Raw genomic sequence first — 26,259 nt, 5'->3', positions numbered from 1 at the left:
GATAAAAACAGTGCGAAATCTGTATTTCTGGATTATGGTGGAATTAGCGTTTAGGAAATCGTTATCAAACGCTTGAAGCAGTGGGTTATTGCTGCTTCTCAGTCGACGCGAGTAGGGGAGATGTCCTGTTTCGAGCGGCATCCCTGTAGTTGCCCAGCTGTAGCTCGCTAGCCATTACCAATTGACGGCTAGCTTGGCTTTATTTTACGGAGTAAAGGATGCCAAGAAGAAACTCTACCGAAACGAAAATATACGTCCTCGATACCAACATTTTGCTTCACGAACCCCACGCTTTTCTTTCCTTTAAAGAACACGATGTTGTTATTCCTATGACGGTTCTTGAAGAACTCGATTACATCAAAGACAGTAAAAAAGACGTTGCACGGGACGCACGTGTCTCCATTCGTTCAATGGAAGACTTGCTGCATGAGGCCACGCCTGAAGAAATGCTTGTGGGTGTTTCAATGGAGGGGCTAGGAGCGGGCGATACCGCACCTACTGGAAAGCTATCGATATTTGCCGATTTGAATATGGCTGAAGCGCAGCAGGTTTTCACGAGCAACGAAAACGACAATCGCATTATTAACGTTGCCCTTCATATTCAAAAGGCTTACGCACCGCAAAAAGTGGTGTTAGTGACAAAAGATTTGAATATGCGCTTAAAGGCGAAAGGGGCCGGTTTAGCGCATGTTGAAGACTATCGCACCGATCAACTTATTACTGATATTAAGTACTTGTCTCGAGGCTTTCACGCCTTTGAAGGTAATTTTTGGGATAACGTAAAAAGTGTGGATAGCCGAACCGAGGGGCGGGACACCATTCACACCGTGCCAAAGTCGATACTGCCAGAAGCTTATATTAATGAATTCCTTCTTGATGACAGTAAAGAGTTTGCTGGCCTTGTAGAAGAGATCTCTGATGATCATTTAGAGGTACTCGACCTTGGTTACGAACGCTTGATGAGCCGTAATGCATGGGGCATAACGCCGAAGAATATAGGTCAGGGTATGGCGCTGCATGCCTTGCTAGACCCTCATATTGATATGTGTATTCTCACCGGGCCTGCGGGCAGTGGTAAAACCCTTTTAGCCCTGGCTGCCGCCCTTGAAATGGTGGTTGAGCGCAACATGTATGACAAGATTATTGTCACTCGCAGTACCCCTGAAATTGCCGAATCGATTGGGTTTTTACCGGGAAACGAGATTTTCCTAATTTACATATGTTGTCAAAAATGTAATTCTCTTTTTAATAAAGCTGCTTAGGGTTTTTATTCTCGTCAAAAATTTTTGACAATTGTCAATAATTATAGCAGACTAGGATCAAAGAAGGAGCTCGCATACGCCAATGAAAATAAGAACTGATCTCCTGACCCAATTTCCCTATCGAGTTATCACTGAAAGTCAAAATAACGACTTTTTATCACACAAAGAACACCTCCCCTATGCGGCGAAAAAAGCTTTTACGAGATTATTAAAAGTAATAGATGCCTTTCTTCATTCAACTGATCAAAAACTCACCTTGAGATCGTTTAACAATGAGGAAAGCCTTAACGAACTATTCCAATCCCTAATATCCTTTGTCTATCTGCATATAGAAGGCGAAAAAGTTCACCTTTACAACATTAGTAGCTATGCCAAGAGTTTGTTTTCGAGTATCGCTAAGAAAGCAAACATACAGCTTTATAAGCTGGTATTTTCGAAGAGGTCGATTAGCGAAGACGTGCAGAACCTAATCGGTCTTGCAAAACCCGTAGATGAAGAAAAGCTTGAATTTTACAAAGGCTGGGTAGTTTTAGATAAAGGCGGAACGGAGATCGATATTGAGCTTGGTTTTTTGAGAGAAGCCTACGGTGCGTGGTTTACGGCAAAGATTTTTGAAGCGTTTAAAAAGTTTTGTCGCACGCAGGAAAGAGAAACAGCTAAAACGTATTATAAGCATCTTAAAAGGTTGCTAGAGTACCTGATTAAACTGGCTCCAACTTGTGAATTGTTGGAACAGTGTCTGGAGCGAAGAGTCGCAGTTTACTATTTATCAGTGATCTTCAATGTCGAATTAAAAAAACACCTCTTAAGTGGTGGGAATGGTAGGTCTTTTTGTAACTCTTGGAGCAGCAAGATGGCTTTATACGAAGATTGTTTTGTGGCTAACGCAATATTTGACAAGCCCTTGTTTGCTTTGCCTGTTCCTAAGTTTAAGCAATCACTAGTCCTTGCTGGTTCTCACAATAAGCCTCCTGAGAACGGAAATCTGAGTTCTGGAATATTGAACAACAAGTTAATCACTAAAGTTCCACTAAAGTATACGGATGATGAAGTGATTCAAGAAGTTGTCAAAGATATAAGGCGAGATATTGACCATGTACTCTTCGCTTGCAAAAAGGCGGTTGCCCTAAACTACAAGAGGTTGACTCAGTATCAAGAATACTCGATGTCGTCTTCTGCAAAGGTATTGGGCGAGGTACGAACTCCTCAATCTTTAACTGAAAAAAGAAGTATCGCTTGTGCGACTTTCGCATTGCACCTATGGGATCATCCGGGTAAAGCAGGTGGCTACAGCTCATTCTTAGGGTTCAATAATGAAACTACCTATATAACAAAATTGTTGTGCTTACCAACGCTACACATTCTCTACCCACTTTTATTTCAGCTAATTCATATTCATCCCAAAATCACAGAGTCATGGCTACTTAACTGGCAGCTATTCGATGACAATGACAAGTTAGATGGTTTTATTGAGTCAGGTAATTCATTCGTTATTCAAAGTGTAAAGAAACGTAGAGGGATAGAAAACGCACAGCAAGTGATTAAGTTAACCGTCGAGTCCAAAGAAATAGTAGAGAAAATATTAGCGCATACTAGAGTTGCACGAGAGTACTTAAAGTCGAAAGGTAGTAGTGACTATCGTTATGTACTCTTAACTGGGGCCTTGAATAGCAAACCAGCGAGGCTCAAAGGTATCACTAATTTGAATAAAATTACTTCTCGCTCTATTTTCACAAGACTGCTCACCTCTGGCTCTGCGAACGTTTCCAAACGACGAGCTAAAGAAGTTGTAAAAAGCTTATCGATTAGCCGTTTCAGGGCAAGTTCCGGTGTTGAAGTCTTTTTAAAGACAAACTCAGTGAAAAAGATGTGTAATGCGCTTGGCCACAAAGAGCCACGTGATGAAATAGTTAGAAGTTATCTACCTGACCCAATATTAAGGTTCTTTCAAGATCGCTGGATACGAATATTTCAAAACGCGATTGTTTTTGAAGCAATGAAGGATTCTAAATACCTACATCATGCGATTGATATTACTCCTGAGTCTCTAGAAGCATTTCTGAGAAATCATAAACTGAAGAGAATGTCTGGGCATATTTGGGACGGCAATGTAATTCCTCTCAAGGTTGATGAGGCTACGCTTGACGGAGCGATCGTAATATCTCCTGTGCTGCTAAAAATACTGCTGTTTTTCTTTAACGCTCCCAAAGAGGATATTTTGACTATTGCATTAGCAAAATCGGATCTAGAAACTTGGACACAATTATCGACTTTGATCATTACGCAAATCGAATGTCAGCTAAGTTCACCGAATTTGTTAACTGATGAATTTGATGAAGAAATCGTTGATATGTACAAGGAGGCTAAAAAAGAGCCGTTTTCGTTAAGCCATTTTCTAGCGGAGCGTCCACATGAAGCTAGTTAAAGGTTCTAGAGGGATGCATGAAGACTACCAGAAATTAGTATCTGGTCTGTCTCCTGAAGAAAGCTTGTTGGCCAGCATGAAGCTGGTTCAAGATAGTGTGGAACAGTATGACTTGAATCTATCTCAGCCTGATTGGTTGTTCTCAGATATTATGCAGGATGTTTGGCTCATTAGATTGAATGATGCTGAGGTAGTATTGAATTTTGATGTCGAATTCATTGCTAGCGACGGTAGTATTGAGAAATTAGTATCTGAAAAACATCGAGCATTGGTAAACGCTTTCAAATGCTGGCTACTGATCCAATCCTCTCCAATGCACACCGGATACCAAAAGCAGGTAAAGAAGACAGTCTCTGTGAAGCTTAGGCATACCTTGTATTTGATCGATTTTTTACTGTTGAACTCAAAGGCAATTAGTTTAGAGAAGCACTTTATCCTATGGGACAAAGATTTCGTTCGTGTGACTCTGGCAAAAATTTTTGAGCAAGCAAGCGTTACAAAAGGAGTTTATGAAACAGAGAAAAGACTTGATGAATTTATTAGCGAAAATATTAAGAACTATTCCAATGATGATTTGGATAATGGCTTCAAAAAGCTGGAAATGCAGTTTGATTTACCACCTGAAGTTGTCCAGCGCTATATAGCACCTCATCGCAAAGCCTTAGCGCTCTTATATTTGGAAGGAGCCATTGAAACTAGGCGAAAGGGAGGGCGATTTGGTCTTGTCAAACTAAGTTTTTTGAGAGAAAAACTCTTCGCTAATACATTGTATGGACACAAAATAATACAGCCTAAGTTAGAAAAATACGCAGTATCTGATGACTATGGTCAGCCTTCATATAGTGAGTTTCCTCAACACCCTTTGAATAAGCGTTTAGATGTCGGAATATCCGAAAGTTACTTTGGGAGTGTTAAACAAACTCTCTTTATGCTCGCAGGTGTTAACTCACTGAGTAAGCATATCGGGTTAGAAACTTCAAAAATTAGTAGTGCTTGCTTTGAGGATATCAAAATAGATGCCTTGATGACTACATCACCTAAAGATACAGGTCGAGTGCCTACGATAGGTGCTGGAGAAGTATTACCACAAATCAGAAACGCTTTTGAGTTTATTCTCAAACATAAAGCGGTGATTTTTGAAGCGGTTGAGAGCGTATTGGTGGGTAGCTCCAAAGAAATCAAACGAACGTCGTGGAAAGAATTCACCGAACGCGGTTATAAAAAATACTTGCCCCCTGAAGCTGTTGAGCTTGGTATTGAGGTGCTAGGCTACAGCGTATGTGAAGACGAACTATTCAAGAAGCGAAGAGAAAACAAAGATCTGTTTTTCTTGTTCAATGTTCTGCAAGGAGCTCTTCAGGTAATTGTAGGTTCGACGATGGCAAGACGTATGGGTGAACTAGTTGAACTCGATCCATTTGAAACACTGTTACCCAAAGGTATCGACCCAGAGTGTTCGCCATCAACAGATTTCAATCTTGTTTTCGATAATCGAAAGTCTGGGGTTGCTTATGGTGGAGAAATCGTTCGAGAACAGCTTAGTCGCCCCGTCTTAAATCGTGTAGCGTCAATTATCTATCAGTGGCAGAAGTTTAATTTGAGGATAAGTAATCAAGGCTTATTGAAGAATTTGAATGAAGTTGGACTGTTTACCTCATTGAGCAGTCAAACTGTGGCGTTCAAAGAGGGAAATACTGAGTCATTTATCGATAACTTTGATGCTTTTTGTGATTACTTTGAAACGAGAAGCTATGTTGATAATAACGGTGTGGTTCGGCGTCTATATATTCGTCAGCACCAGTTGAGACGATTTTTTGCGATGACGTTCTATTGGGCTTATGGTTACGAAGCCAGTGAAACGCTGCGTTATTTTTTGGCCCATACCGATATTGAACACTTGGAAAGATATGTAACAGAGGAAACTTCTGGAGAGGTGCTGCGAGGCGTTCAGGCTGAGCGTATGATTGATGGTATCCGTAACAGAGACATCAGTCATATTGGCGAACTTGAAGTTATTTTGAAGAAAAAGTTCGGTCTCAATAGCATTGAATACACAACGTATGCCGAGATTAGTGAAGACATAGAAGACGAGTTAATTGTATTAGCAAAAACACATGAGCATGTCATTCCACAGCGTTACAAAAACTATAACGTATTACTTAATGGAATTGAGAAATTACTGAGTGATGGTGTTATCAATTTAAAGGCCGAATATGCAGCTGTAAAGTCTAAGAGTACCAATGAAGAGATAATAATGGATCTGGTGTTGAAGTATGAGTAAGCGTGACGACAACGAAATGAGAAAATTAGCAACTGTCAAGGCAAAAGAAAAATTCCTTGATGAAAGCTCGTTCAAAAAAAATATTGCTGAACACGCTCAAGACGAAGCACTATTAGTTGCGTTATCTTCACAGACACGTTGGGCTGAGTATGTTCGAGATGACTTTACCTCGATGTCACTTAATACACTAAAAAAAGTAGCAAAAAAATATCTGCTCGATGGATATTCAGGGTTCGATAACAAACGAATTAAAGCATTGTCACTAATTGAAGAGCATTCAAACAAAGGCTCAAGAACACAAAGATTAGTAAGGTCTGATACAAAAAAAGGATTGGAAATAAAAAATGAAGAAAAGGATTTGCAGCTTTCGATACTTAGAGAAGCGAATTTGGCTCTATCAAAAGGGTTGGAAGTTACGATAGACGCATTGGACAAGCTTGCTGATGAATCGAAAGATAGTTACTTGCGAGATGTCATAGAAAGAGAGATGTCCAAAGTGAGGGCCTTGTTGCGAAAAAGCTTTCAGCTAAGAGAGTTGGATGAATCAGTTGAAGGTGAATAAAAAATGTCTAATCATCAGCTAGCAATTCTGCTGGACTCAACGTCAGAAATCCCAGTTGGGTATGATGATTATGCAAAGCAATATAAATTTAGACGGTTCCCAAACTATCCTGTTCTTCATTGGCCTAATGGCGTGCCATGCGTTGAGGCTAATTTATTTATCATGGATGGCCTTTTAAGTAAATCATGGTCTATTTCATATGCTGGAGGAACTGTTGGAAACTATGCATCTAATCTCTCCCACATTATTAGATATTGCTACAACAACAACATACATTTCACGGAGCTTACAGATAACAGAATTGAGCTGTTTGTAAATGGCTTGCTCTCAGAAAAGAAAAACAACGGTAAGCGAAAAAGAAATAATACAACTGTTAATAAGATAGGCCGAGACACCTTAAAATTTTTAATCTTTGTGGGTAAAAAACTAAGAGATAAAAATTTCATTGGCACCAAAGGGTGTAGAGTTAACTACACAGAAGAGGTATACAAGAGGAATGGTATAACAAGAATTTACGTTACTCATAGCGTTTTTCCTTCAAAAGACCCTTACAAAAGACGATTGCCAATTGCTCTCTCAGATATCGAAAAGCTAATAGTTCACATTACAACAAACAGCGAAAAGTCAATTGCTACGCGTGACTTATGCTTGGTCAAAGCACTCAAAGCGACAGGAGGTAGAAGAACCGAAGTCGCGAATTTGAGAGTCTCTGATATAGATAAAGCTTTGGCTAGTGAAGACTCTATTCCCATGTTGCGTTTAATTACTCTGAAACAAAGAAAGAATCTGCTGACAGAAATAGTTCGAGAGGTTCCAGTATATAGAGCAACCCTAAGATCTATAAAGCGGTACATCAGGAAAATACGAACGCGAATCATTAAAGGTATAGAAAAAAACACGAATGAAAGCTTTGATGATCACGGATATGTTTTTATTTCTGAAACTTCAGGGGAACAACTGAAACCGGACTCTATCACGACGTATTTTAATACTTGGGGAAAGGTTATTGGGGCTTCAGGTAACGTAATGTCTCATGCATTCCGTCACTTTTACATAACCGAGAAAATTGAAATGCTCATCAAGCTATTTGAATTGCGAGATGCTAGTGACCTGAAAGCAAAATTTGCTAATGAAAACTCTTTTAAGATGAAGCTCATAGAGTGGACTGGGCACAAGAGCGTGAGATCACTAGAGAACTACATACATTTGGCGTTTGATGATCTTTCAGGAGTTAGTGCTTCGTTTGACAAGCTAGCGATGATACAAGGAGTCCAAGTAGCAAAAGATGAAATGAATGACTTAAAGAGAAGAATTGCGAAAAAGGAAGTCAGTTCTGCTGAGGTAATTGTTGAAATTGACCACTTAATTAATGAATTGACAGATATACTCAACTAGCAAAGAAGAAGGCCAAGAAATTGATTCGTAGTCATATCCATATCAGTATGCTGAAAGATTTAAACTTATTGGTTTTGTTATGACTGTGCTTACTTTGAGAGCTTTCTGACTGTTATGGTTCGAGGTGATGAAGAAAAATATTAATTGAAAAAATACTCAGGATTTGAGCAATATAAAACGAGAGAATATCGTTGTGCTGAGATAAATCTAAAATGACTATTCATGAAAACAATCTCCATAGGGGAAAGTATGAAAAATCCAAACGAGAATCGTAACCCAAGAATACTTGATACATCAGCATTAGTTCATGATCCCAAAAGTCTACTTTCCTACAAAGACGATATTTATATTTGTCTAACAGTACTAGAAGAGTTAGATAACCTAAAAGAGCGCAGAGAAAAAAGTGTTAGTGCTGATGCTAGAGTAGTGATAAGAATGCTTGAAGATATCATCAACGGTCATAGTGCCGAACAGATGGAGAGAGGTATACCGCTGCCTTCTAATGAATCTGCGAAACGAGGAAACTTGTTTATTGGTATTGATACCAATTTAGATATCCAAAGCGAGCTAAGGCAAGGCATTGGCAGCGATGCCGATAATCGCATTATCAATTACGCGCTCCACATGCAAAAGGTTTTAGGGCAAGAGGTCACACTGGTATCGCGCGATATCAACATGCGCTTAAAGTCTAGAACAATAGGTGTTGATGCTGAAGACGTTCTGGTAGACCATCAAATATCTGATATCGATCTATTGTACACGGGAGTGCAGGCTTTTGACGGTGATTTATTTGATCGCGTTAATTCGGACGATGGCTTTAAGCTCTCAGGAGAAGTTTATCAACTCGATAGAAGCCTCTTCAACGAAGAGGTTCAGTACAACATGTATTGGTATGATGAAGCAGGTCATATTGGCTTTATCACAGAAGTTACAGATGGACATGTTTTTACTAAGTTACTACCTCGAAAGCAGGAAAAGATTTGGGGCATCAGTCCTAAAAACTCGCGACAAGCTATTGCTTTAAGTCAGTTAACAGATCCACATTTTGATTTGAACATAATTCTTGGTCCCGCAGGTTCTGGTAAAACATTTTTGGCGGTAGCTGCTGCGTTACACCAAGTTTTGGAGTTAAAGCAGTATAAGAAAATCGTTGTTGTAAGATCTCGCGATTTCATGGACGAAGATCCCGGCTTCCTCCCGGGCGACCTAAAGGAGAAGTCTATGCCACTGCTTGCAGGTATTACTGATGCGCTTATATCGATGCACGCTGATGATGATCATACTGCAAATGTTCATGCAACGGTTGAGCATATTATCGAAAGGGCGAACATTGAATTTACTTCGATGGCATATTTCCGAGGGCGCTCAATTGATGATGCTGTATTAATTATAGATGAAGCGCAGAACATGACTCGCGCACAGATGAAAGGAATGTTAAGCAGAGGAGGGAAAAACTGCCGGACAATTCTTCTTGGTAACTTAGCGCAGATTGATGACAAGTTTGTAACTCCCGCTTCTAGCGGTGCTACAGCTGCGGTTAACGTATACAGAAATTATGACAAGGGAAGTGTTTTAATTTTCGATGAAGTCGAAAGAAGCTCTCTAGCACAGTTTACAGAGCAGAATTTATAGCATCTATGTTTATTAGGTACTCAAGGCGTTCACCTATTGCTTCGAGTACCTTCCATATCCAACAATTCTAAACATATTAAAGGGTGTAATCTTTTTGCCTTTTAGGCGCTTGTAGTGGCTGATGATTTTTTTTCGCAAATGAAAAGAAGCGACGTCTCTAGTAAAGACTAGTGAAGGTCATACTTCGAGATTGTTATATGTTTCATCTAATAAAAACCTCCCATCATGGAAATGTCCAAAGGATAGTTTGCCATTTGGTTTAATGCGATAAAGACTATTAGAGTTCTCGACAGGACCGAACAAGAGATTACCTTGAGCCAAGAGTTCCTTCATGATAATTCCCGAATTAGAGTCTTCGGCTATTCTTTTGGCTAGCTTTAAAACATCTAGTTTTTCCAACTTAATCTCCTGATTAGTGTAGGTTATTAAGAGGTGGGGTGAGAGGCATAGGTAGTGCATCACCCCTGTTAGTGCGATAACACACAACCTCATCACTAGATTAGCTCTAAAACTATACAAATAAAAGAATAAAAGGACAGTGGTTGTAGAATTTTCCTATAAACTCTAGACCATATACCATTGAGCATCTCTGGGCTTGATTAAATGATCAAAAGTGGTAGGAAATAGTTTTATTCGCTCTAATCGAGCTGGTTGCCGAAGCCTTTTGCCCTATCGGTCGATAGTGAAAATATCGATTAAACAGTGAGTTAGGATTTCTGAGTCTTACTCAACCCTTCGTTTGACTTAATTTTACTATGAGCGATCAAAAGTGGTAGGAAATAGTTTTGTTCACTCTAATTGAGCTCGTTGCCGCAGCCTTTTGCCCTATCGGTCGAGAGTGAAAATATCAATTAAACAGTGAGTTAGTATTTCTGATTCTTACTCAACCCTTCGTTTGACTTAATCGTACTGTTAGCGATAAAAAGTGGTAGGAAATAGTTTTATTCACTCTAGTCGAGCTCGTCGCTGAAGCCTTTTGCCCTATCGGTCGATAGTGAAAATATCAATTAAACAGTGAGTTAGGATTTCTAAGTCTTACTTAATTCTTCGTTTGACTTAATTGTACTATGAGCGATCAAAAGTGGTAGGAAATAGTTTTATTCGCTCTAATCGAGCTCGTTGCCGCAGCCTTTTGCCCTATTGGTCGAGAGTGAAAATATCAATTAAACAGTGAGTTAGTATTTCTGAGTCTTACTCAACCCTTCGTTTGACTTAATTGTACTATGAGCGATAAAAAGTGGTAGGAAATAGTTCTATTCACTCTAATCCAGCTCGTTGTCGTAGCCTTCTGCCCTATCGAAAGATAGTTAAAATTTTTATTAAACAATAGCTTAGGGGTTATGAGTCTTACTCAACCTTTGGTTTGATTTAATTGTACTATGAGCGATCAAAAGTGGGAGGAAATAGCATTATTCGCACTATTCGAGTTCGCTACGAAGGTTTTTATCCTTACCATTCGGTGGGGAGAAATAGCTACTCCTTAATACTATGATAGCTTTCAGCGTATTCCCCGCCTTTTAGTTTGGCGCGGGACTGCTGGTAGAGTTTAAAGGTGTAGGAAAAGAAGCTCAAAAATATTATGTCTAGTCTTTTAATTGCTTTCGAAGAATTCATTGTTTTCCGTGTTTGAGTTACTCTTAGACTTTGATTTTTTGAGCGGTATTTCAGAAACTGAAATTTGCTGTAAATTTAAAAACTACGTAGAACGCTTCAATTAGGGTGACTTTGTGATAAGAAATCGCTTAATCGGGCTCTGAAGAGCCTGATTAAGCGATTTAATGAAATTATGAACACAGAGCTAGTCCCTTACATTTTAAAGGCTGAGAGGCTGTTTTAGGCTTTCTGATGCGCTGGCGGAATGTTGACTCTAGTGCAGACACTTCACTTGAAGGTGATAAATGGCACCTTCAATAGCTCAATCTAACTAAATGATAAGACATGCGAGCATGGCAATAGCGCTTAGCATTAGATAAGAAATTAGAAAACGAAAGAATCGTTTTAGACAGGGTTACCAATGGATCATAGTGTACACAATAAATTAGTGAGTTTTATCTGGAGCATTGCAGACGACTGTCTGCGGGATGTATACGTGCGAGGAAAATATCGCGACGTTATATTACCAATGGTGGTATTACGCAGGCTGGATACACTTTTAGAGCCAACCAAAGAGAAAGTCCTAGAGGAAGTGCGCTTTCAAAAAGAAGATATGCAATCCACCGAACTGGATGACGCTCCCCTGATCGAAGAAGCGGGATATGTTTTCTACAACATCTCTAAATGGACGCTTAAAAGCTTACATGGCACTGCCACCAACAACCAGCAAATACTACTGGCCAACTTTGAAGAATATCTCAACGGCTTCAGCGCAAACGTAAAAGAAATTGTCGAGTGCTTTAATCTGAAGGCACAGATACGTCATATGGCATCTAAAGATGTGTTACTTGATGTGCTCGAAAAATTTGTCTCGCCATACATCAACCTCACTCCTAAAGAAGCAGAAGATCCTGATGGCAATAAACTTCCCGCTCTGACCAACCTTGGTATGGGTTACGTGTTTGAAGAGCTAATTCGTAAGTTCAATGAAGACAACAACGAAGAAGCCGGTGAACACTTTACGCCTCGCGAAGTGATTGAACTAATGATTCACCTTTTGTTTGATCCACTAAAAGGCAATTTGCCCGACCCACTCACCATATACGACAGTGCCTGTGGTAGTGGCGGAATGTTGACTGAGGCACAAAACTTCATTGAAGAAAAATTCCCAAGCCAAGGTTCGAATAGAGATATTTATCTTTACGGTAAAGAGATCAATGACGAGACATATGCTATTTGTAAGTCGGACATGATGATAAAGGGCAATAACCCTGAAAACATCCGCGTAGGTTCTACTCTGTCTGTTGACGAATTTGCAGGCAAAACCTTCGATTTTGCTTGTCAAAATCCGCCATACGGCAAAAGCTGGGCAAGCGAAGTCAAAAATATAAAAGACGGCTCTGATGTTATAGATCCGCGCTTTATCGTAGAGCTAGAAGACTACTGGGGCAATAAGTCGAAAGTAGATGCGACTCCGCGCTCTAGCGATGGTCAGCTTCTATTTTTAATGGAAGTGGTTAGCAAGATGAAGCCGCTCGATATCAGTCCAGTAGGCTCTCGTGTCGCGTCTATCCATAACGGCTCTAGTTTGTTTACCGGAGATGCGGGGTCGGGCGAGAGTAATATTCGCCGATACATCATCGAAAACGATATGTTGGATGCCATCGTCCAGCTCCCCAACAACTTGTTCTACAACACAGGGATTACGACTTACATCTGGTTGCTTTGCAATAACAAACCTGCCAACCGCAAAGGAAAGGTGCAGTTAATTGATGCAAGCTTGCTGTTCAGAAAGCTGCGTAAGAACCTAGGTAATAAAAATTGTGAGTTCTCGCAGGAACATATCAACGAAATTACTCAAACCTATCTTGATGCGGCAGATGTTGAAAGACAGCTTAGTGAGACTAATGACCCTATAGGTATTGCCGCCAAAGTCTTTAACAATGACGACTTTGGATATTACAAAGTCAACATTGAACGCCCTGATAGACGCTGTGCACAATTCAAGCCTGAACTAATAGCACCATTACGTTTCGATAAATCGCTAATGGAAGTGATGGAGCACATCTATGCGGTGCATGGAAATTCGGTTTATGACACTGGCTACCTCAAAGCTAACGAATCAGCAATTCTAAGCTGGTGCGAAGAGAACGAAGTTACGCTAAACACCAAGGCTAGAACCAAGCTATTTGACCAAAACACATGGGAGAGCGGTCGCTTATTGGTTGAAATGGCAAATCAACTAGGTACAACAATCACTGAAGAGTACGAAGACTTTAATCAGTTTAAAGTGGATGTTGAAAAAGAGTTTAAAAAGCTTGCTCCAACAGTGCTTGAAACCATTCCACAAGGCAAACGCAAAGGCTTCTTCACCACTATTGTTAACGCAGTCAGTTGGTATGATGAAAACGCCGGAAAAGTCGTTAAGAAGATCGTCAAATTTAAGCAGGACAAGTTTGACGAACTGCTGCACCACTTGGGCTGTAAGGAAGCTGAACTGGCCGATTTTGGTTATTACTCTACAGATAAAAAGCTTGAGTTTATTACTTATGAGCCTAGCTCAGATTTGCGTGACGCTGAATCAGTACCACTTACTTACAAGGATGATAAAGACACGGGCAAGAGTGAAGTCCACCAGTATTATCTTGATGAGGTAAAGCCGCATGTGGAAGAAGCATGGATCAATCTAGATAGCACCAAAATTGGTTACGAAATTAGCTTTAACAAGTACTTCTATCAACATAAACCGCTACGCTCAATGGATGAAGTGGCAACCGACATTATCAACTTAGAGCAAAAAGCTGAAGGTTTAATTGCAGATATTCTAGGTGTTGATTTGGCTGATGTTCAAGGATAGAAAAATGACTGCAAGTAATTTTCACACTATATGCGCTTCATCTCTTCCCAGTGGATGGGTTCTTGCACCTGTTGGTGCTTATTGCAGTGTCATAGACCCTCAGCCTGACCATAGAGCACCAGCGTTGGACCCAGATGGCCTCCCTTACATTGGTATTAGAGATGTGAATTATGATGGAACTGTTAATGAAAGTACGGCTAGGATGGTTTCAGAGAAAGCGGTACTCAAGCAAGAGAAAGCTTTCACCATAAGTGATAAAGATATTGTTTTCTGCAAAGTGGGAACATTAGGTCAACCTCGGCATTTGAATATAGAAAAGAAGAGAGTGGCTCTTTCTGCAACGCTTGTTCTCATAAAAGCTAAGGAAAACTGCTGTGAGCGGTATTTAAAGCATGTACTAGATTCGGATTATCTTAACTCACAAATATATAGCGTTATTACTGGTGCTACTCGCCCAGCTCTCGGAATTCAACAAATCAGAAAGTTTAAGCTTCCTTTTCCTCCTCTAATGGTGCAGTTACAAATATCAAGATTCCTAGATAGAAAAACAGACAAACTAGACGAAGCGATTAGCATCAAAGAAAAGCAAATCGAACTGCTAAGAGAGCGCAAGCAAATCATAATCCAACAAGCCGTTACGCAAGGCTTGAATTCAAATGCACCAATGAAAGATTCTGGTGTAGATTGGATTGGTGATATTCCAGAACATTGGGAGATTAAACGTCTCAAATATGTTCTGGATGAACGGAACGAGAGATCAAAAACTGGAGAAGAGCCATTATTTATGATGAGCCAAGTTCACGGTCTTGTAGTAAGGGCTGATTTTCATGATAAAGCTGAAGTGGCGGCTTCAAATGTAGATAACAAAATCGTCTATAAAAATGATTTGGTGTTCAATAAGCTTAAGGCGCATCTTGGGGTTTTCTTCAAATCAAATATCGATATGGAAGGTTTAGTTAGTCCTGATTACGCGGTTTATAAACCAAAAGCTTTCATTAGTGATTTAAAACTTCTGGAAATACTATTCAGGAACCCAAAATATATAGAGCAATTTATCATTCGCGCCACTGGTATTGTTGAAGGTCTAATACGTCTTTATACCGATGACCTTTTTGATATTTCAGTTCCTGTGGCCCCAGAGAGTGAGCAGCATGAAATATTGAAGTTCATTGATATTGAAAGTCAGAAATTTGATAGGGCAATTCAGATTCAATCCCAGCAAATTGAAAAGCTCAAAGAATACAAAACCACGCTCATAAACAGCGCTGTTACAGGAAAAATAAAAGTGCCGAGTGTCGCGTAAGGATAAAAAGGATTGTTACCGTGAATCAACAAATTGAAAATCGTATTGAAGCGAATGACATTAGCATTAACAGTTTACTCAAAGGGCAAAAGTTCTATATAGACTACTTTCAACGGGAATACCGTTGGGGGGAGTCACACATAAAAACCTTAGTAGAAGACTTAACTAATACCTTTTTGAAGTCGTATAAAGATGGTGATGCCCCTGAAGCGGTTGGCAGTTACCAAAGTTATTACCTAGGACCTGTTGTATTTAGTATTAACCCAGAAACGGCTAAAAAGTCGATTATTGACGGACAGCAACGCATTACTTCAATCACACTATTGTTGATTTATCTAAACAACAGGCAAAAAGACTTCGACGATGACGACAAGGTTCAAATTGCTGATCTAATCTTCTCAGTAAAGCATCGAGTTAAATCTTTTAACATGACCGATGAAAACCGTGAATCTTGCTTGAAGTCACTGTTCGAAACAGGTGATTACACCCTGCAAGACGATGACGATGAAACCGTAGAAAATATGCTGAATCGTTATCTTGATATTGATAATTGTTTTCCTGAAGAAATTGACGAAAAAGCATTGCCATTTTTCATCGACTGGTTCATTGAGAACGTTGTTGTTATCGAAATTAAAGCCTATTCAGATGAGAATGCTTACACCATCTTTGAGACCATGAATGATCGTGGTTTGAACCTTACATCAACAGAGATGCTCAAGGGATATGTATTATCAAAGATCACTGATAGAAAACAGCGTAACGAAATAAATGATGTTTGGAAGACTGCCATTCAGTCGCTTCATCAAATCGACAAGAATGCCGATCAAAGCTTTTTCCATGCATGGTTTCGTGGTCATTATGCTAACAGTATTCGCCCCGGTAAGGCTGGATCTGAAAACCAAGATTTTGAATTAATCGGTTCTCGTTTCCACAATTGGTTTAAAGACAATCATCTAGAACTATTCAAGTTAGAAAGCTCAAATGACTTTTATCAGTTTTTCAAAGTACAGTTTCCATTCTATGTGAAATGGTACTTGGCCTACAAAGAAGCCAGTAAGCAATATACACCTGAGCTTGCTCATATCCACTACGTTAAAAATTGGGGAATAGCTGACTCACTGCAAGAGCCAATGATCTTGGCTCCAATTTGTGTGGGTGATGATGAGGTCACTATCAAGGCCAAGTTGAATGCTACAGCTAAATACATAGAAACCTTTACGGTACGCAGAAGCGTGAACTATAAGAAATTCGGCCAAACTGCTATCAAGTACACAATGTTCAATATTATCAAGGCTGTGCGTAGCAATGAATTAGATGAGCTTATCGAAAACTATCAGTTCTTTGCTGCTGACATTCCTCAAAAATGGGCGGCGGTTGAGCAATTCAGATTGCACGGCATGAATAGAAAGTTTGTAAAACATCTGCTTTGCCGTATCAGTAGTTATGTTGATGGTTTAGTGGGTAAAGACATCAGTTACACACAGTACTTTTCTCCGAAAGGAAAGCCGTTTGAAATAGAGCATATTTGGGCAGACAAGTTTGAAGAACATAAAGACGAATTTGAACAAATTACCGATTTCCAAACATGGCGTAACAACATTGGTGCATTGATTTTGTTACCACAAGGTACTAACCAGTCATTTAACAGTGATAAGTACTCAGATAAACGCGAGCATTACATAAAAGAAAATACGTTTGCTCAAACGCTTCATGAAAAGTGCTACGAGAAGAATCCAAATTTCTTGAAGCCAGATCAAGTAAAAGCAATTGGATTTAAATCACACGAAGATTTTCTCAAAGTGGACATAGCGGAGAGAAATAAAGTGGTACAGCGTATTTGCGAACAAATCTGGGACTACTAGGGAAGGGTTATGGTCAGTCAAACAAACGAACAGGCACTTGAAGCTGCTATCGAGAAAGCATTAACGGGCACATGCCAAGAAGAAGCCAAAGCGGGTGTTCGAGAAGTACCGCCTGATAATAACAATAGACTGTACGTTGTCGGGCAACCTTCAGATTTCGACATGCATTATGCTCTGGATACCCAGTATTTCTGGCGATTCCTTGAGAATACTCAGGAAGATGAGTTGGAAAAACTCAAGCGTAATAGCCCGAATGACTGGCAGCGCAAGGTTTTGGAACGGTTTGACCGCTTAATCAAAAAGAATGGCGTTCTGCATCTACTGAAAAAGGGAATCAGTGTTGATGATGCTCAACTTAATTTACTCTACCCGGCACCGCTGGCAAGCAGTGGTGAAAAGGTTCATCAAGATTTCGCGGCCAACATCTTTAGTGTTACGCGTCAGTTGAGATATTCCAAAACAAACCCTCTACAAGAGATAGATATGGTGCTGTTTGTTAATGGTATCCCACTAATTACCTTGGAACTCAAAAACGCGTGGACAGGGCAAACAGCTCGATATCACGGCCAGAAGCAGTACCGCAACGATAGAGATATAACGCAACCATTGCTGCAATTTGGCCGATGCCTAGTACATATGGCTGTTGATACCGACGAAATCTATATGACTACTAAATTGGCGGGGAAAAGTACTTTCTTTCTTCCCTTTAATAAGGGGAATGGACATGGGCAGGGTAACCCACTGAACATGTTTGGCCATAAAACGGCTTATTTGTGGGAAGAGGTGTTCACAAAGCAAAGTCTGGCTAACATTATCCAACACTTTGTTCGTTTAGATGGAACCAGTAAAGACGATCTTAAAAAGCGCACATTGTTTTTCCCTCGTTATCATCAAATGGATGTGGTTCGTAAGTTAGTTGAGCATGCCGCCACACATGGTGTGGGACATACCTATCTTATTCAACATTCGGCAGGTTCAGGTAAATCAAACTCCATAACATGGGCCGCATATCAGCTTATTGAAACCTACCCGATAAATGCAAATCTTCCCGGAAGTAAAGGCGTGGAGCAGCCGTTGTTCGACTCTGTAATAGTTGTTACTGACAGACGTTTGCTTGATAAACAACTCAGGGACAACATTAAGGAATTCTCTGAAGTTAAGAATATTGTTGCGCCTGCATTTAAGTCTTCTGAGCTGAAGTCTGCGTTAGAGAATGGCAAGAAGATCATTATCACGACGATTCAAAAGTTCCCGTTTATCATCGATGGTATCAGTGACCTCAGCGACAAGCGGTTTGCCGTAATTATTGATGAGGCTCACAGCTCTCAGTCCGGCTCTGCTCATGACAACATGAATAGGGCTATGGGGAAGTCTGAAGTTGAAGAAGTCGAAGATGCGCAAGACAAAGTGCTTCAAGCCATGCGCTCAAGAAAGATGCGAGGCAATGCATCTTACCTTGCTTTCACTGCAACGCCGAAAAACAGTACGCTTGAAAAGTTTGGTCAACAGCAGGAAGACGGCAGCTTCAAACCGTTCCACCTCTATTCGATGAAGCAAGCGATTGAAGAAGGGTTCATCCTCGATGTGATAGCTAATTACACGACTTACAAAAGCTATTACGAAATTGAGAAGTCTATTCAAGATAACCCTGAGTTTGATACAAAGAAAGCACAGAAACGCTTGAGAGCCTATGTGGAGCGCAGCCAGCAAACCATAGATACCAAAGCGGAAATAATGCTGGAACACTTCATCCCTCATGTTGTGAACAGTAAAAAGCTGAAGGGCAAAGCCAAGGGAATGGTCGTCACGCAAAATATTGAGACTGCAATTCGTTACTACAAAGCAATAACTCGCCAACTCGAACAGCAAGGCAATCCTTTTAAAGCTGTAATTGCTTTTTCTGGCACAAAGGAAGTTGATGGTATCGAGTATACCGAAGCCGATATGAATGGATTCCCAGAGGCGGAAACAAAAGACAAATTTGATACTGACGAATACCGTTTATTGGTAGTAGCGAACAAGTACTTAACGGGGTTCGATCAACCAAAGTTGTCAGCGATGTACGTAGATAAAAAGTTGGCAAGCGTACTATGTGTTCAGACTCTGTCTCGCTTAAATCGCTCTGCGCCTAAGTTTGGCAAGAAAACCGAAGACCTGTTTGTTTTGGATTTCTTCAACAGTGTGGATGACATCAAAGCGGCGTTTGATCCGTTTTACACTTCCACAACGCTTTCAGAAGCGACTGATGTAAATGTGTTGCATGAGTTAAAGGACGCTATGGACGACGTCGGAGTGTACGATTGGCATGAGGTTGAAGAGTTTATAAAACGGTATTTCGATAACGCAGATGCACAAGAACTCAGCCCGATTATTGATGTATCTGCGAATCGCTTCAACGTTGAACAGGAGCTTGAAGACGATGACAAAGTCGATTTTAAGATTAAAGCAAAACAGTTCGTTAAAATATACGGCCAGATGGCGTCAATCATGCCCTACGAAGTCGTGGCATGGGAAAAGCTATTTTGGTTCTTAAAATTCCTCATTCCGAAACTCATAGTCAAAGATCCTGACGCAGAGGCATTGGATGAGCTTTTAGATTCAGTGGACTTGAGTTCTTATGGCTTACAAAGGGTAAAGCTGAATTATGGTATAGGACTTGATGCAGAGGAAACTGAGTTAGCCCCACAAAATCCAAACCCTCGTGGTGCGCATGGTGGTGATGAAGAACGAGACCCTCTGGATGATATTATCAAGAACTTCAACGAAAGATGGTTCCAAGGTTGGAGTGCCACTCCCGAAGAGCAAAAGGTGAAGTTCATCAATATAGCTGAAAGTATCAAGCAGCATCCAGATTTTGAGGCTAAGTATCAAAATAACCCAGACCCGCATAACAGAGAATTAGCATTTGAGAAAATGCTGAAAGAAGTGATGTTGGCGCGTCGAAAAGATGAATTAGAACTATACAAACTATTTGCTGGCGACCCAGCATTTAAAGCCTCTTGGATGCAAAGTATGCAAAGGACTATTGGTCTGTAATCATGTTTATTTTGGAGAATTATTATGGAAGATAATCTTGGTCTAGAAGTTCTTTTCAAAGGCTATTACAGAGTAGAAAATGATGCGGTTAAAGCTATTTGGCGAGATGGTTTAATTATCCCCGACGCAAATGTTTTGCTTGATCTTTATCGATATTCTGACGATGCCCGTGATACATTTCTTAACCTATTAAATAATCATAATTCACGAGTTTGGCTACCCCATCAAGCTGCGCAAGAATACTTTAAGAACCGCCCCTCTGTAATCAACGAACAATCTAAAAACTACGACGCGACATTGAGTGATATTAATGACTTATATAACTCATTCAATCAGAAAAACCGTCATCCTTTTTTGCCTCCACATTTGCTAGGAGAGGTTGAAGAGATGTTCAAAAAGCTGAACACATATCTAGAAAATACCAAAAGTTCACATATCAAGCGTCTGAATGTTGACGAGATACAAAATAAAATAACGGAGATATTTGGACATAGGGTTGGTAACCCCTTTCCTTCCGATAAATTGAAGAAGATCTTTGAAGAAGGTAAATATAGGTATCAAAGTAAAATTCCGCCCGGTTATGAAGATGCTCAAAAGAACGATAACGAGAAAGATTTGGTTGGTCAGCAACGTAGGTATGGTGACCTAATAATGTGGAAACAGATCATTGCTCACGCGCGAGAACATAAAATACCTGTTCTCTTAATAACCGAAGATACTAAAGAAGATTGGTGGTTAAGATGCGGTGGAAGAACACTATCGGCAAGACCGGAATTATTCAAAGAGTTTCATGATGAAACGGGGCAAGAAATACAGATTTATCGTACTGAGAGTTTTCTTCATAATGCGACTAATTATCTATCTGAGAATGTCAGTGAAGATGTAATCGAAGAAATCAAGCTCATACAGAGCAAACCGGTCTTTTATGAAGTTGTACAACGCTCCTCTTCTTTTTACGATCTGGCAGATTATATTTCTACAAACTTTAAGAAGGGAGATGAACTTCCGGGTGAGAGAGTGATAGCGGATGCGATTAACTGGAACAGGTCTGGTGTAAGGGAAAATCTTGTAAGATTAGAAACTATGGGCTTAGTGGAAATAGAGCACGGTAAGAAAACAAAGTTAATTGAAAATTTGCCACCTGTCTCACTAGATATGCGTGGCAAGCATAAAAAATGAGAAGATAGTACAGTGCAATTATAGCTATTAAATGTAGTAGCTTATATGAATCACAAGTGCCTGTAGTAGCTCATATCTGATCTGACAGTTTCGATGAATAGGTTTATATTTTATCTGACAGGCAGCTATGAGCGTATAGCGGACCTTGACCACATCCAATTCGCTGGTTCGTTTCAGACAAGGTACGACTAGCAAAATGGTTGTAAAATTTTGGCACCGTCACAAATAATTAGTGACAACGAGGGGACAGGTCACGCCTAGAACGCAGCACTTTATCGATTAAAGTGTAAAGCGCCGGCTTGACTTTGACACTGTATAGCTCCTTTTTTGTTATTGCTTTATGAAGCTTATGATGCCGTTACGTCAATTATTTTCGCAGACAACTGCTCGGTTTTTTCACATTAACCCAAGGTAGCTTCAATTAATGTAATGAGGAACTAAAGGTACCTGTCTTCAGCAGTTGCTTCCAATCTTCTTCATTAAGCGGTTTAGAAAAATAGTATCCCTGAAAAATATTACAACCTGATCTGTTTAAGTAATTTCGCTGGATTTCGTTTTCAACCCCCTCAGCTATACAGCTTACGCCTAGCGCCTTAGCCATATTGATAATCGCGTCAACTATCACATATTCTTTATCCAACGCATCGTCAACAATATCATCAACAAAATATTTATCTATCTTTAACTCTGAAATGGGCAACTCTTTAAGGTATGCAAGGCTTGAATAGCCCGTCCCAAAATCATCTACTGAGAACTGAAACCCTAGTTCTGCTAGCTCTAGCATTGTTTTTCTGACCAAAGACATGTCGGACACAAGTGCTGTTTCTGTCAGCTCTAGCATTAATACTTGCGGAGGAATACCTTTCTCTTTTGTGGTTCGAGTGAGAAACAGCGCAAACTCTGGGGCCACAATTTGTCGAGCACTGATGTTGATAGAGACCTTACTGCATATTCCTTCACTCATGATTTCTGTAAGCGCATCACAAGCAGCTTCTATGACCCATTCTCCAATAGAAAAAATTGCACCGGTTTCTTCGGCAATAGGAATAAAATCAGCCGGGCTCACCCACCCAAACTCAGCTGAGTGCCATCGAATAAGAGCCTCAAATGCAATGATTTCTTCATTTGCGTTATATTGAGGCTGAAGAGCAAGGCTCAGCTCACCGCTATTGGCAACGGTTTGTACCCGATCGCGAATCGCAATGTACTTGTCATATTCATCAATGCCATCTTTGGCAATATGACAGAGCCCGAATGGCGCGTCATTCTTAGCTCGCATCACTGCATGTTCAAGCACACTTAACATGGCTTCAAAAGAGTGTTCTGCAGGATTAAATATTGCGCTCCCAAGAGAGCCTGACAATGAATAAGTGGTTCCGCCGATATCGACTCTATAGTTATCAGAGTGAAGTAGAGCGCTTTCAATCAGATTGGAGTTGAAACTATAAAGGTCAGTTTTTGACGCAGTCTTGTAAGACAGTATGACGAAGGAGTCTGCATCATATTTGAAAATAGCATAATCGTGGCCAATGATTGCTTTCAACTTGTCGGCTACCTGCTTTAACGCTTTATCACCATTATGAAAACCAAAACGATGGTTAAAGGATGCCATTTTATCAATATCGAGCAGAAGTGCATGAACGTAATGTCCTTGTCGGATAGCTTTGAACATATGCTCTTTCGCTTCTCGTTCAAACCATTGGCTGTTACGAAGGTTGGTTACGTTATCTGTGAAAGCCAAGTTGTAAATAGCATCCTCAGCCTCTATTCGCTCACTTATGTCCCTGACTAAGCCTATATATTGCTTTTCGCCATTCTGGGAAGTCTCCGTAAGTGATAACTCCATCTGAAAAATATCGCCATTTTTTCGCCGGGCAGGGAGTTGCCTACCTACACCGATTATTTTAGCTTCACCCGTAGATTCATAATGACGCATATAGCTGTCGTGTTTAGTTGCGTATGGCTCTGGCATTATCATGGCGACATTTGAACCAAGCATATCCTCTCGGGAGTAGCCAAACATTCTGACCGCCACATCATTACACTGCAACATACGGCCCTGACTGTTGATAGTGATAACGGCGTCATTCAAATTGTTCAGAATATTCTCAAGCTTATCTGCATACTCTAGACTCTGTATTGACAGCAACTTTTGCTCAGTAATATCTTCAAAAGCACCAAATACTCGCAGTAAGTTCCCGTTGGAATCTAGTTCCGCATTTCCTGTGGTTCTTACCCATTTAGTGTTGCCAGTCGCATCAACAAACTCTAATTCCAAGTTATAAGGCTCAGCATCTTTTAATAAATTAGTGAATGCGTCTTTGATTATATCTTGGGCGGCTGGAGCATAAAATTTGATCGCTTCCTCTGGTGATAATTCACGTCCTTTTGATACACCGTAGATCGCATAGATTTCGTCAGACCAAAACACTTGCTTCGCTTTATTGTGAAACTCCCATGCCCCAGTTTTTGAAATAGACTGTACCTCATTAAGTAAGCTGAGATGAGAACCTGTTCGCTTGTCCAAATGACATTTCTGAATATAGAGACTCAGTTGTTCCGCAAAATTGCCGAAAAATTGTGTTTTTAATAGGACTGGCTCATCGATAAAATCAAACAAAGCAACAACAATGCCGACTACCGTACTGTCTTCATTGATTATTGGTGCACCCATGTATCCATCGAAGCCAATATCCTGTAATAGCTTATCTTGAGGGAAGCGTTGCATTACACTAGTGGGATAAACACACACCTTGTTATTTTCAATATTACTGCACGGCGTGCCCTCTAGTGCATAAGTCATATTTTCCAGAGGCGATTTTTCGCTAGAAATAACAAGAGTCGTAATACTCTCACCTTCTTTCACAGCCAAATACAGTATCTGCGACTGTAAAGCGCTCCTTACCGAGTCCAGTTTGCTCTGAAGGTAATCTGCGTTTTCGATGGCCACTGCTTTAAGCGCATCGCCGTCAAAATTTATTTTGTACTTAAACAACTGTTGCTCCCTGCCTGAGTGTAAATCTGAAGAGACACGGCATAATTAATAACGGCTACTGCTGAAAGCTCAGAGGCAACGATGCAAGCGCTTCGGAACGTTCCGTAATTTTATCAGACTGATTAGATACCTCACCTGCAAGCGCAAGGTTATTATCAGCCTCCTGATTAACATTCATTACGTTACGACTGATTTCTTCAGCAACTACACTTTGTTCCTCTGCGGCGGTTGATATTTGCGTTGCGTAATCTGCGATAGTGGCGACATCTTCATACACTTTATTGATAATTCTGACCGTCTCTTGCGTTTCAGATAAACACTGCTCTGCTGTTTGTTTACCTTGCTGCATTTTATTGGCCCATGCCAGAAGTGTTTCTTTAATCCCCGCCATGGAGCTTTGTATTTGCTCGGTTGCATTATGAGTGCGCGTTGAAAGCGCTCGCACTTCTTCAGCAACCACAGAAAACCCTCTACCGTGCTCTCCCGCACGAGCAGCCTCAATTGCAGCATTCAAAGCAAGCAAATTGGTCTGGTCTGCGATACCCTGAATCTCTTTCGTAACATTCCCAATTTTCTCGGCTTCACTGGCTAGCTCCTCAGACGATGTTGCTGAAGCTGAAACCTCACCAGACAAGGCAGTTACAGATTGCATCGTTTTTTGCATTGATTCTGTTGCCCTACTGCATTCAACATGCACTGCATCAACTCTTTCTGATGTGCTGGTAGTGTTAGACGCAACCTCTCTGATAGTTGCTGACATTTCCTCCATCGCAGCAGCAAGTTGATGTAGCTCCTTTGTTTGCCGCTCTACACCTTCTTGTGTTTCTCTCGAAGCGCTTTTAAGTTCAAACGCACTTTCTAGTAGAACTTTTGCGCCGTCTGTTGCTCTGCCGAGTATAGTTCGCGCTCTTCCTTGATGTAATGTATCTCGAAAGTGCATTACATTAATGAGTGATGACCCGCTATATACTATTCGCGAGACACTGTCGTACTCAATTTGCATAGTTTTAAGCGCACTTGGGAATGCGATTAATTCAGAATAAAAGCAAATGAATGTGATAACCGGAAACAGAGCACCGAAAAATACTGTGTAGGTAGATAAAAACATCGTTAACACTGAAAGTGCCAAGAAACATGCAAATCTGAATCTAAAAGACTCCCATAAAGGCTCAGAGATGCTTTTTCCTGTATTGAGCTGTTGATACAGAGACTCGGCTCTATTTCTGACTGTTGACGGAAGTGTTGTTCTTACAGACTGAAATCCGGTTAGCTTACCTGCTTCATAGAGAGGAGTCACGAAGGCATCCACCCAATAGTATCTACCATCTTTACATCGGTTTTTTACAGCACCTCGCCATGCTTGACCAGAATTGAGTTTTGACCACATATCGGCGAACGCGGCTTTAGGCATATCAGGGTGGCGGACAATGTTATGGTTTTTACCAACAAGCTCTTCTTTTGAAAAGCCTGCAACACGACAAAACTCTTTGTTAGCATATCGTATTACTCCCCGAGTATCCGTTACTGAAACCAGCTCTTCATCATCCGAAAAAGTAACTTCTTCATTAATTATTGTTTGGTTGCGTCGCGACATCGAGAATTCCCTGTATTGGCTTGTATCTCATAGTGACAGATTTGAATCTGTTTGTAACAGCCTTCAACTTTGCGGTTTCAATACAGGTAAAATAATACAGATATTAAATAGCCAAAGTCCTCCGACCACTAGTTATTTAGGCAAGATGATATTTTGAGCTGATATCCGCTTCACGTACTCTTCTGCCGTTTAATTACAAATATTCCAACGGCTGCTGATGGCACAAACCGGAAATCGCGCGTAGCAAATTGTCGTTATTCGTACACTCAAATCTGCTATGAGC

Annotated in this window: 13 protein-coding genes and 1 pseudogene; 11 read left to right on the top strand and 3 right to left on the bottom strand. The window is 40.5% G+C overall.

Annotation, left to right across the window (positions count from 1 at the left end):
* Nucleotides 1-218 precede the first annotated feature (218 nt).
* The 6 genes and pseudogenes from AC27HD_RS18270 to AC27HD_RS18245 all read left to right on the top strand — a co-directional run.
* Nucleotides 219-1,202, top strand: a pseudogene (locus AC27HD_RS18270) (PhoH family protein); the annotation flags it as partial.
* Nucleotides 1,203-1,344: 142 nt separating this feature from the next.
* The gene (locus AC27HD_RS18265; RefSeq protein WP_487107689.1) at nt 1,345-3,687 is read left to right on the top strand and encodes a hypothetical protein; all 2,343 of its coding nucleotides are present in this window, start codon (nt 1,345-1,347) and stop codon (nt 3,685-3,687) included.
* Nucleotides 3,674-5,968 carry a hypothetical protein gene (locus AC27HD_RS18260; RefSeq protein WP_487107687.1) on the top strand — a complete coding sequence of 765 codons (2,295 nt, stop codon included), beginning with the start codon at nt 3,674-3,676 and terminating at the stop codon, nt 5,966-5,968. The genes AC27HD_RS18265 and AC27HD_RS18260 overlap by 14 nt, the downstream gene beginning before the upstream one ends.
* Nucleotides 5,961-6,530: a hypothetical protein gene (locus tag AC27HD_RS18255; protein WP_487107685.1), complete on the top strand. Its 570-nt coding sequence runs from the start codon at nt 5,961-5,963 to the stop codon at nt 6,528-6,530. The genes AC27HD_RS18260 and AC27HD_RS18255 overlap by 8 nt, the downstream gene beginning before the upstream one ends.
* Nucleotides 6,531-6,533: 3 nt before the next feature.
* On the top strand, nt 6,534-7,925 hold the full coding sequence (locus tag AC27HD_RS18250) for a tyrosine-type recombinase/integrase (protein ID WP_487107683.1): 1,392 nt from the start codon (nt 6,534-6,536) through the stop codon (nt 7,923-7,925).
* Between the two features lie 249 nt (nt 7,926-8,174).
* Nucleotides 8,175-9,557, top strand: coding sequence for a PhoH family protein (locus tag AC27HD_RS18245; RefSeq protein WP_487107681.1), 1,383 nt, complete (start codon nt 8,175-8,177; stop codon nt 9,555-9,557).
* A gap of 177 nt (nt 9,558-9,734) precedes the next feature.
* On the opposite strand, the gene AC27HD_RS18240 is transcribed toward AC27HD_RS18245, so the two are convergent.
* Nucleotides 9,735-9,956, bottom strand: coding sequence for a hypothetical protein (locus AC27HD_RS18240; RefSeq protein ID WP_487107679.1), 222 nt, complete (start codon nt 9,954-9,956; stop codon nt 9,735-9,737).
* A gap of 1,615 nt (nt 9,957-11,571) precedes the next feature.
* On the opposite strand from AC27HD_RS18240, the gene AC27HD_RS18235 reads away from it, so the two are divergent.
* The 5 genes from AC27HD_RS18235 to AC27HD_RS18215 are packed head-to-tail and all read left to right on the top strand — an operon-like array spanning nt 11,572 to nt 21,387.
* Nucleotides 11,572-14,007, top strand: coding sequence for a type I restriction-modification system subunit M (locus AC27HD_RS18235; RefSeq protein ID WP_487107677.1), 2,436 nt, complete (start codon nt 11,572-11,574; stop codon nt 14,005-14,007).
* 4 nt (nt 14,008-14,011) lie between these two features.
* Complete coding sequence (locus AC27HD_RS18230; RefSeq protein WP_487107675.1) at nt 14,012-15,310, top strand: restriction endonuclease subunit S; 1,299 nt, start codon at nt 14,012-14,014, stop codon at nt 15,308-15,310.
* A gap of 20 nt (nt 15,311-15,330) precedes the next feature.
* Nucleotides 15,331-17,172 carry a DUF262 domain-containing protein gene (locus tag AC27HD_RS18225; protein ID WP_487107673.1) on the top strand — a complete coding sequence of 614 codons (1,842 nt, stop codon included), beginning with the start codon at nt 15,331-15,333 and terminating at the stop codon, nt 17,170-17,172.
* Between the two features lie 9 nt (nt 17,173-17,181).
* On the top strand, nt 17,182-20,208 hold the full coding sequence (locus AC27HD_RS18220) for a type I restriction endonuclease subunit R (RefSeq protein WP_487107671.1): 3,027 nt from the start codon (nt 17,182-17,184) through the stop codon (nt 20,206-20,208).
* A 24-nt stretch (nt 20,209-20,232) separates the two neighbouring features.
* The gene (locus tag AC27HD_RS18215; protein WP_487107669.1) at nt 20,233-21,387 is read left to right on the top strand and encodes a PIN domain-containing protein; all 1,155 of its coding nucleotides are present in this window, start codon (nt 20,233-20,235) and stop codon (nt 21,385-21,387) included.
* 421 nt (nt 21,388-21,808) lie between these two features.
* Here AC27HD_RS18215 and AC27HD_RS18210 read toward each other — a convergent pair whose 3' ends face one another.
* Both AC27HD_RS18210 and AC27HD_RS18205 read right to left on the bottom strand, forming a co-directional pair.
* Nucleotides 21,809-24,382 carry a bifunctional diguanylate cyclase/phosphodiesterase gene (locus AC27HD_RS18210; protein ID WP_487107667.1) on the bottom strand — a complete coding sequence of 858 codons (2,574 nt, stop codon included), beginning with the start codon at nt 24,380-24,382 and terminating at the stop codon, nt 21,809-21,811.
* A gap of 55 nt (nt 24,383-24,437) precedes the next feature.
* Nucleotides 24,438-25,976, bottom strand: a complete 1,539-nt coding sequence (locus AC27HD_RS18205) for a methyl-accepting chemotaxis protein (protein ID WP_487107665.1) — start codon at nt 25,974-25,976, stop codon at nt 24,438-24,440.
* Nucleotides 25,977-26,259: the final 283 nt, after the last annotated feature.

This window comes from Alteromonas sp. 4NS20-0143 (assembly GCF_057542855.1).
This window is presented reverse-complemented; position numbering and strand designations above follow the sequence as displayed.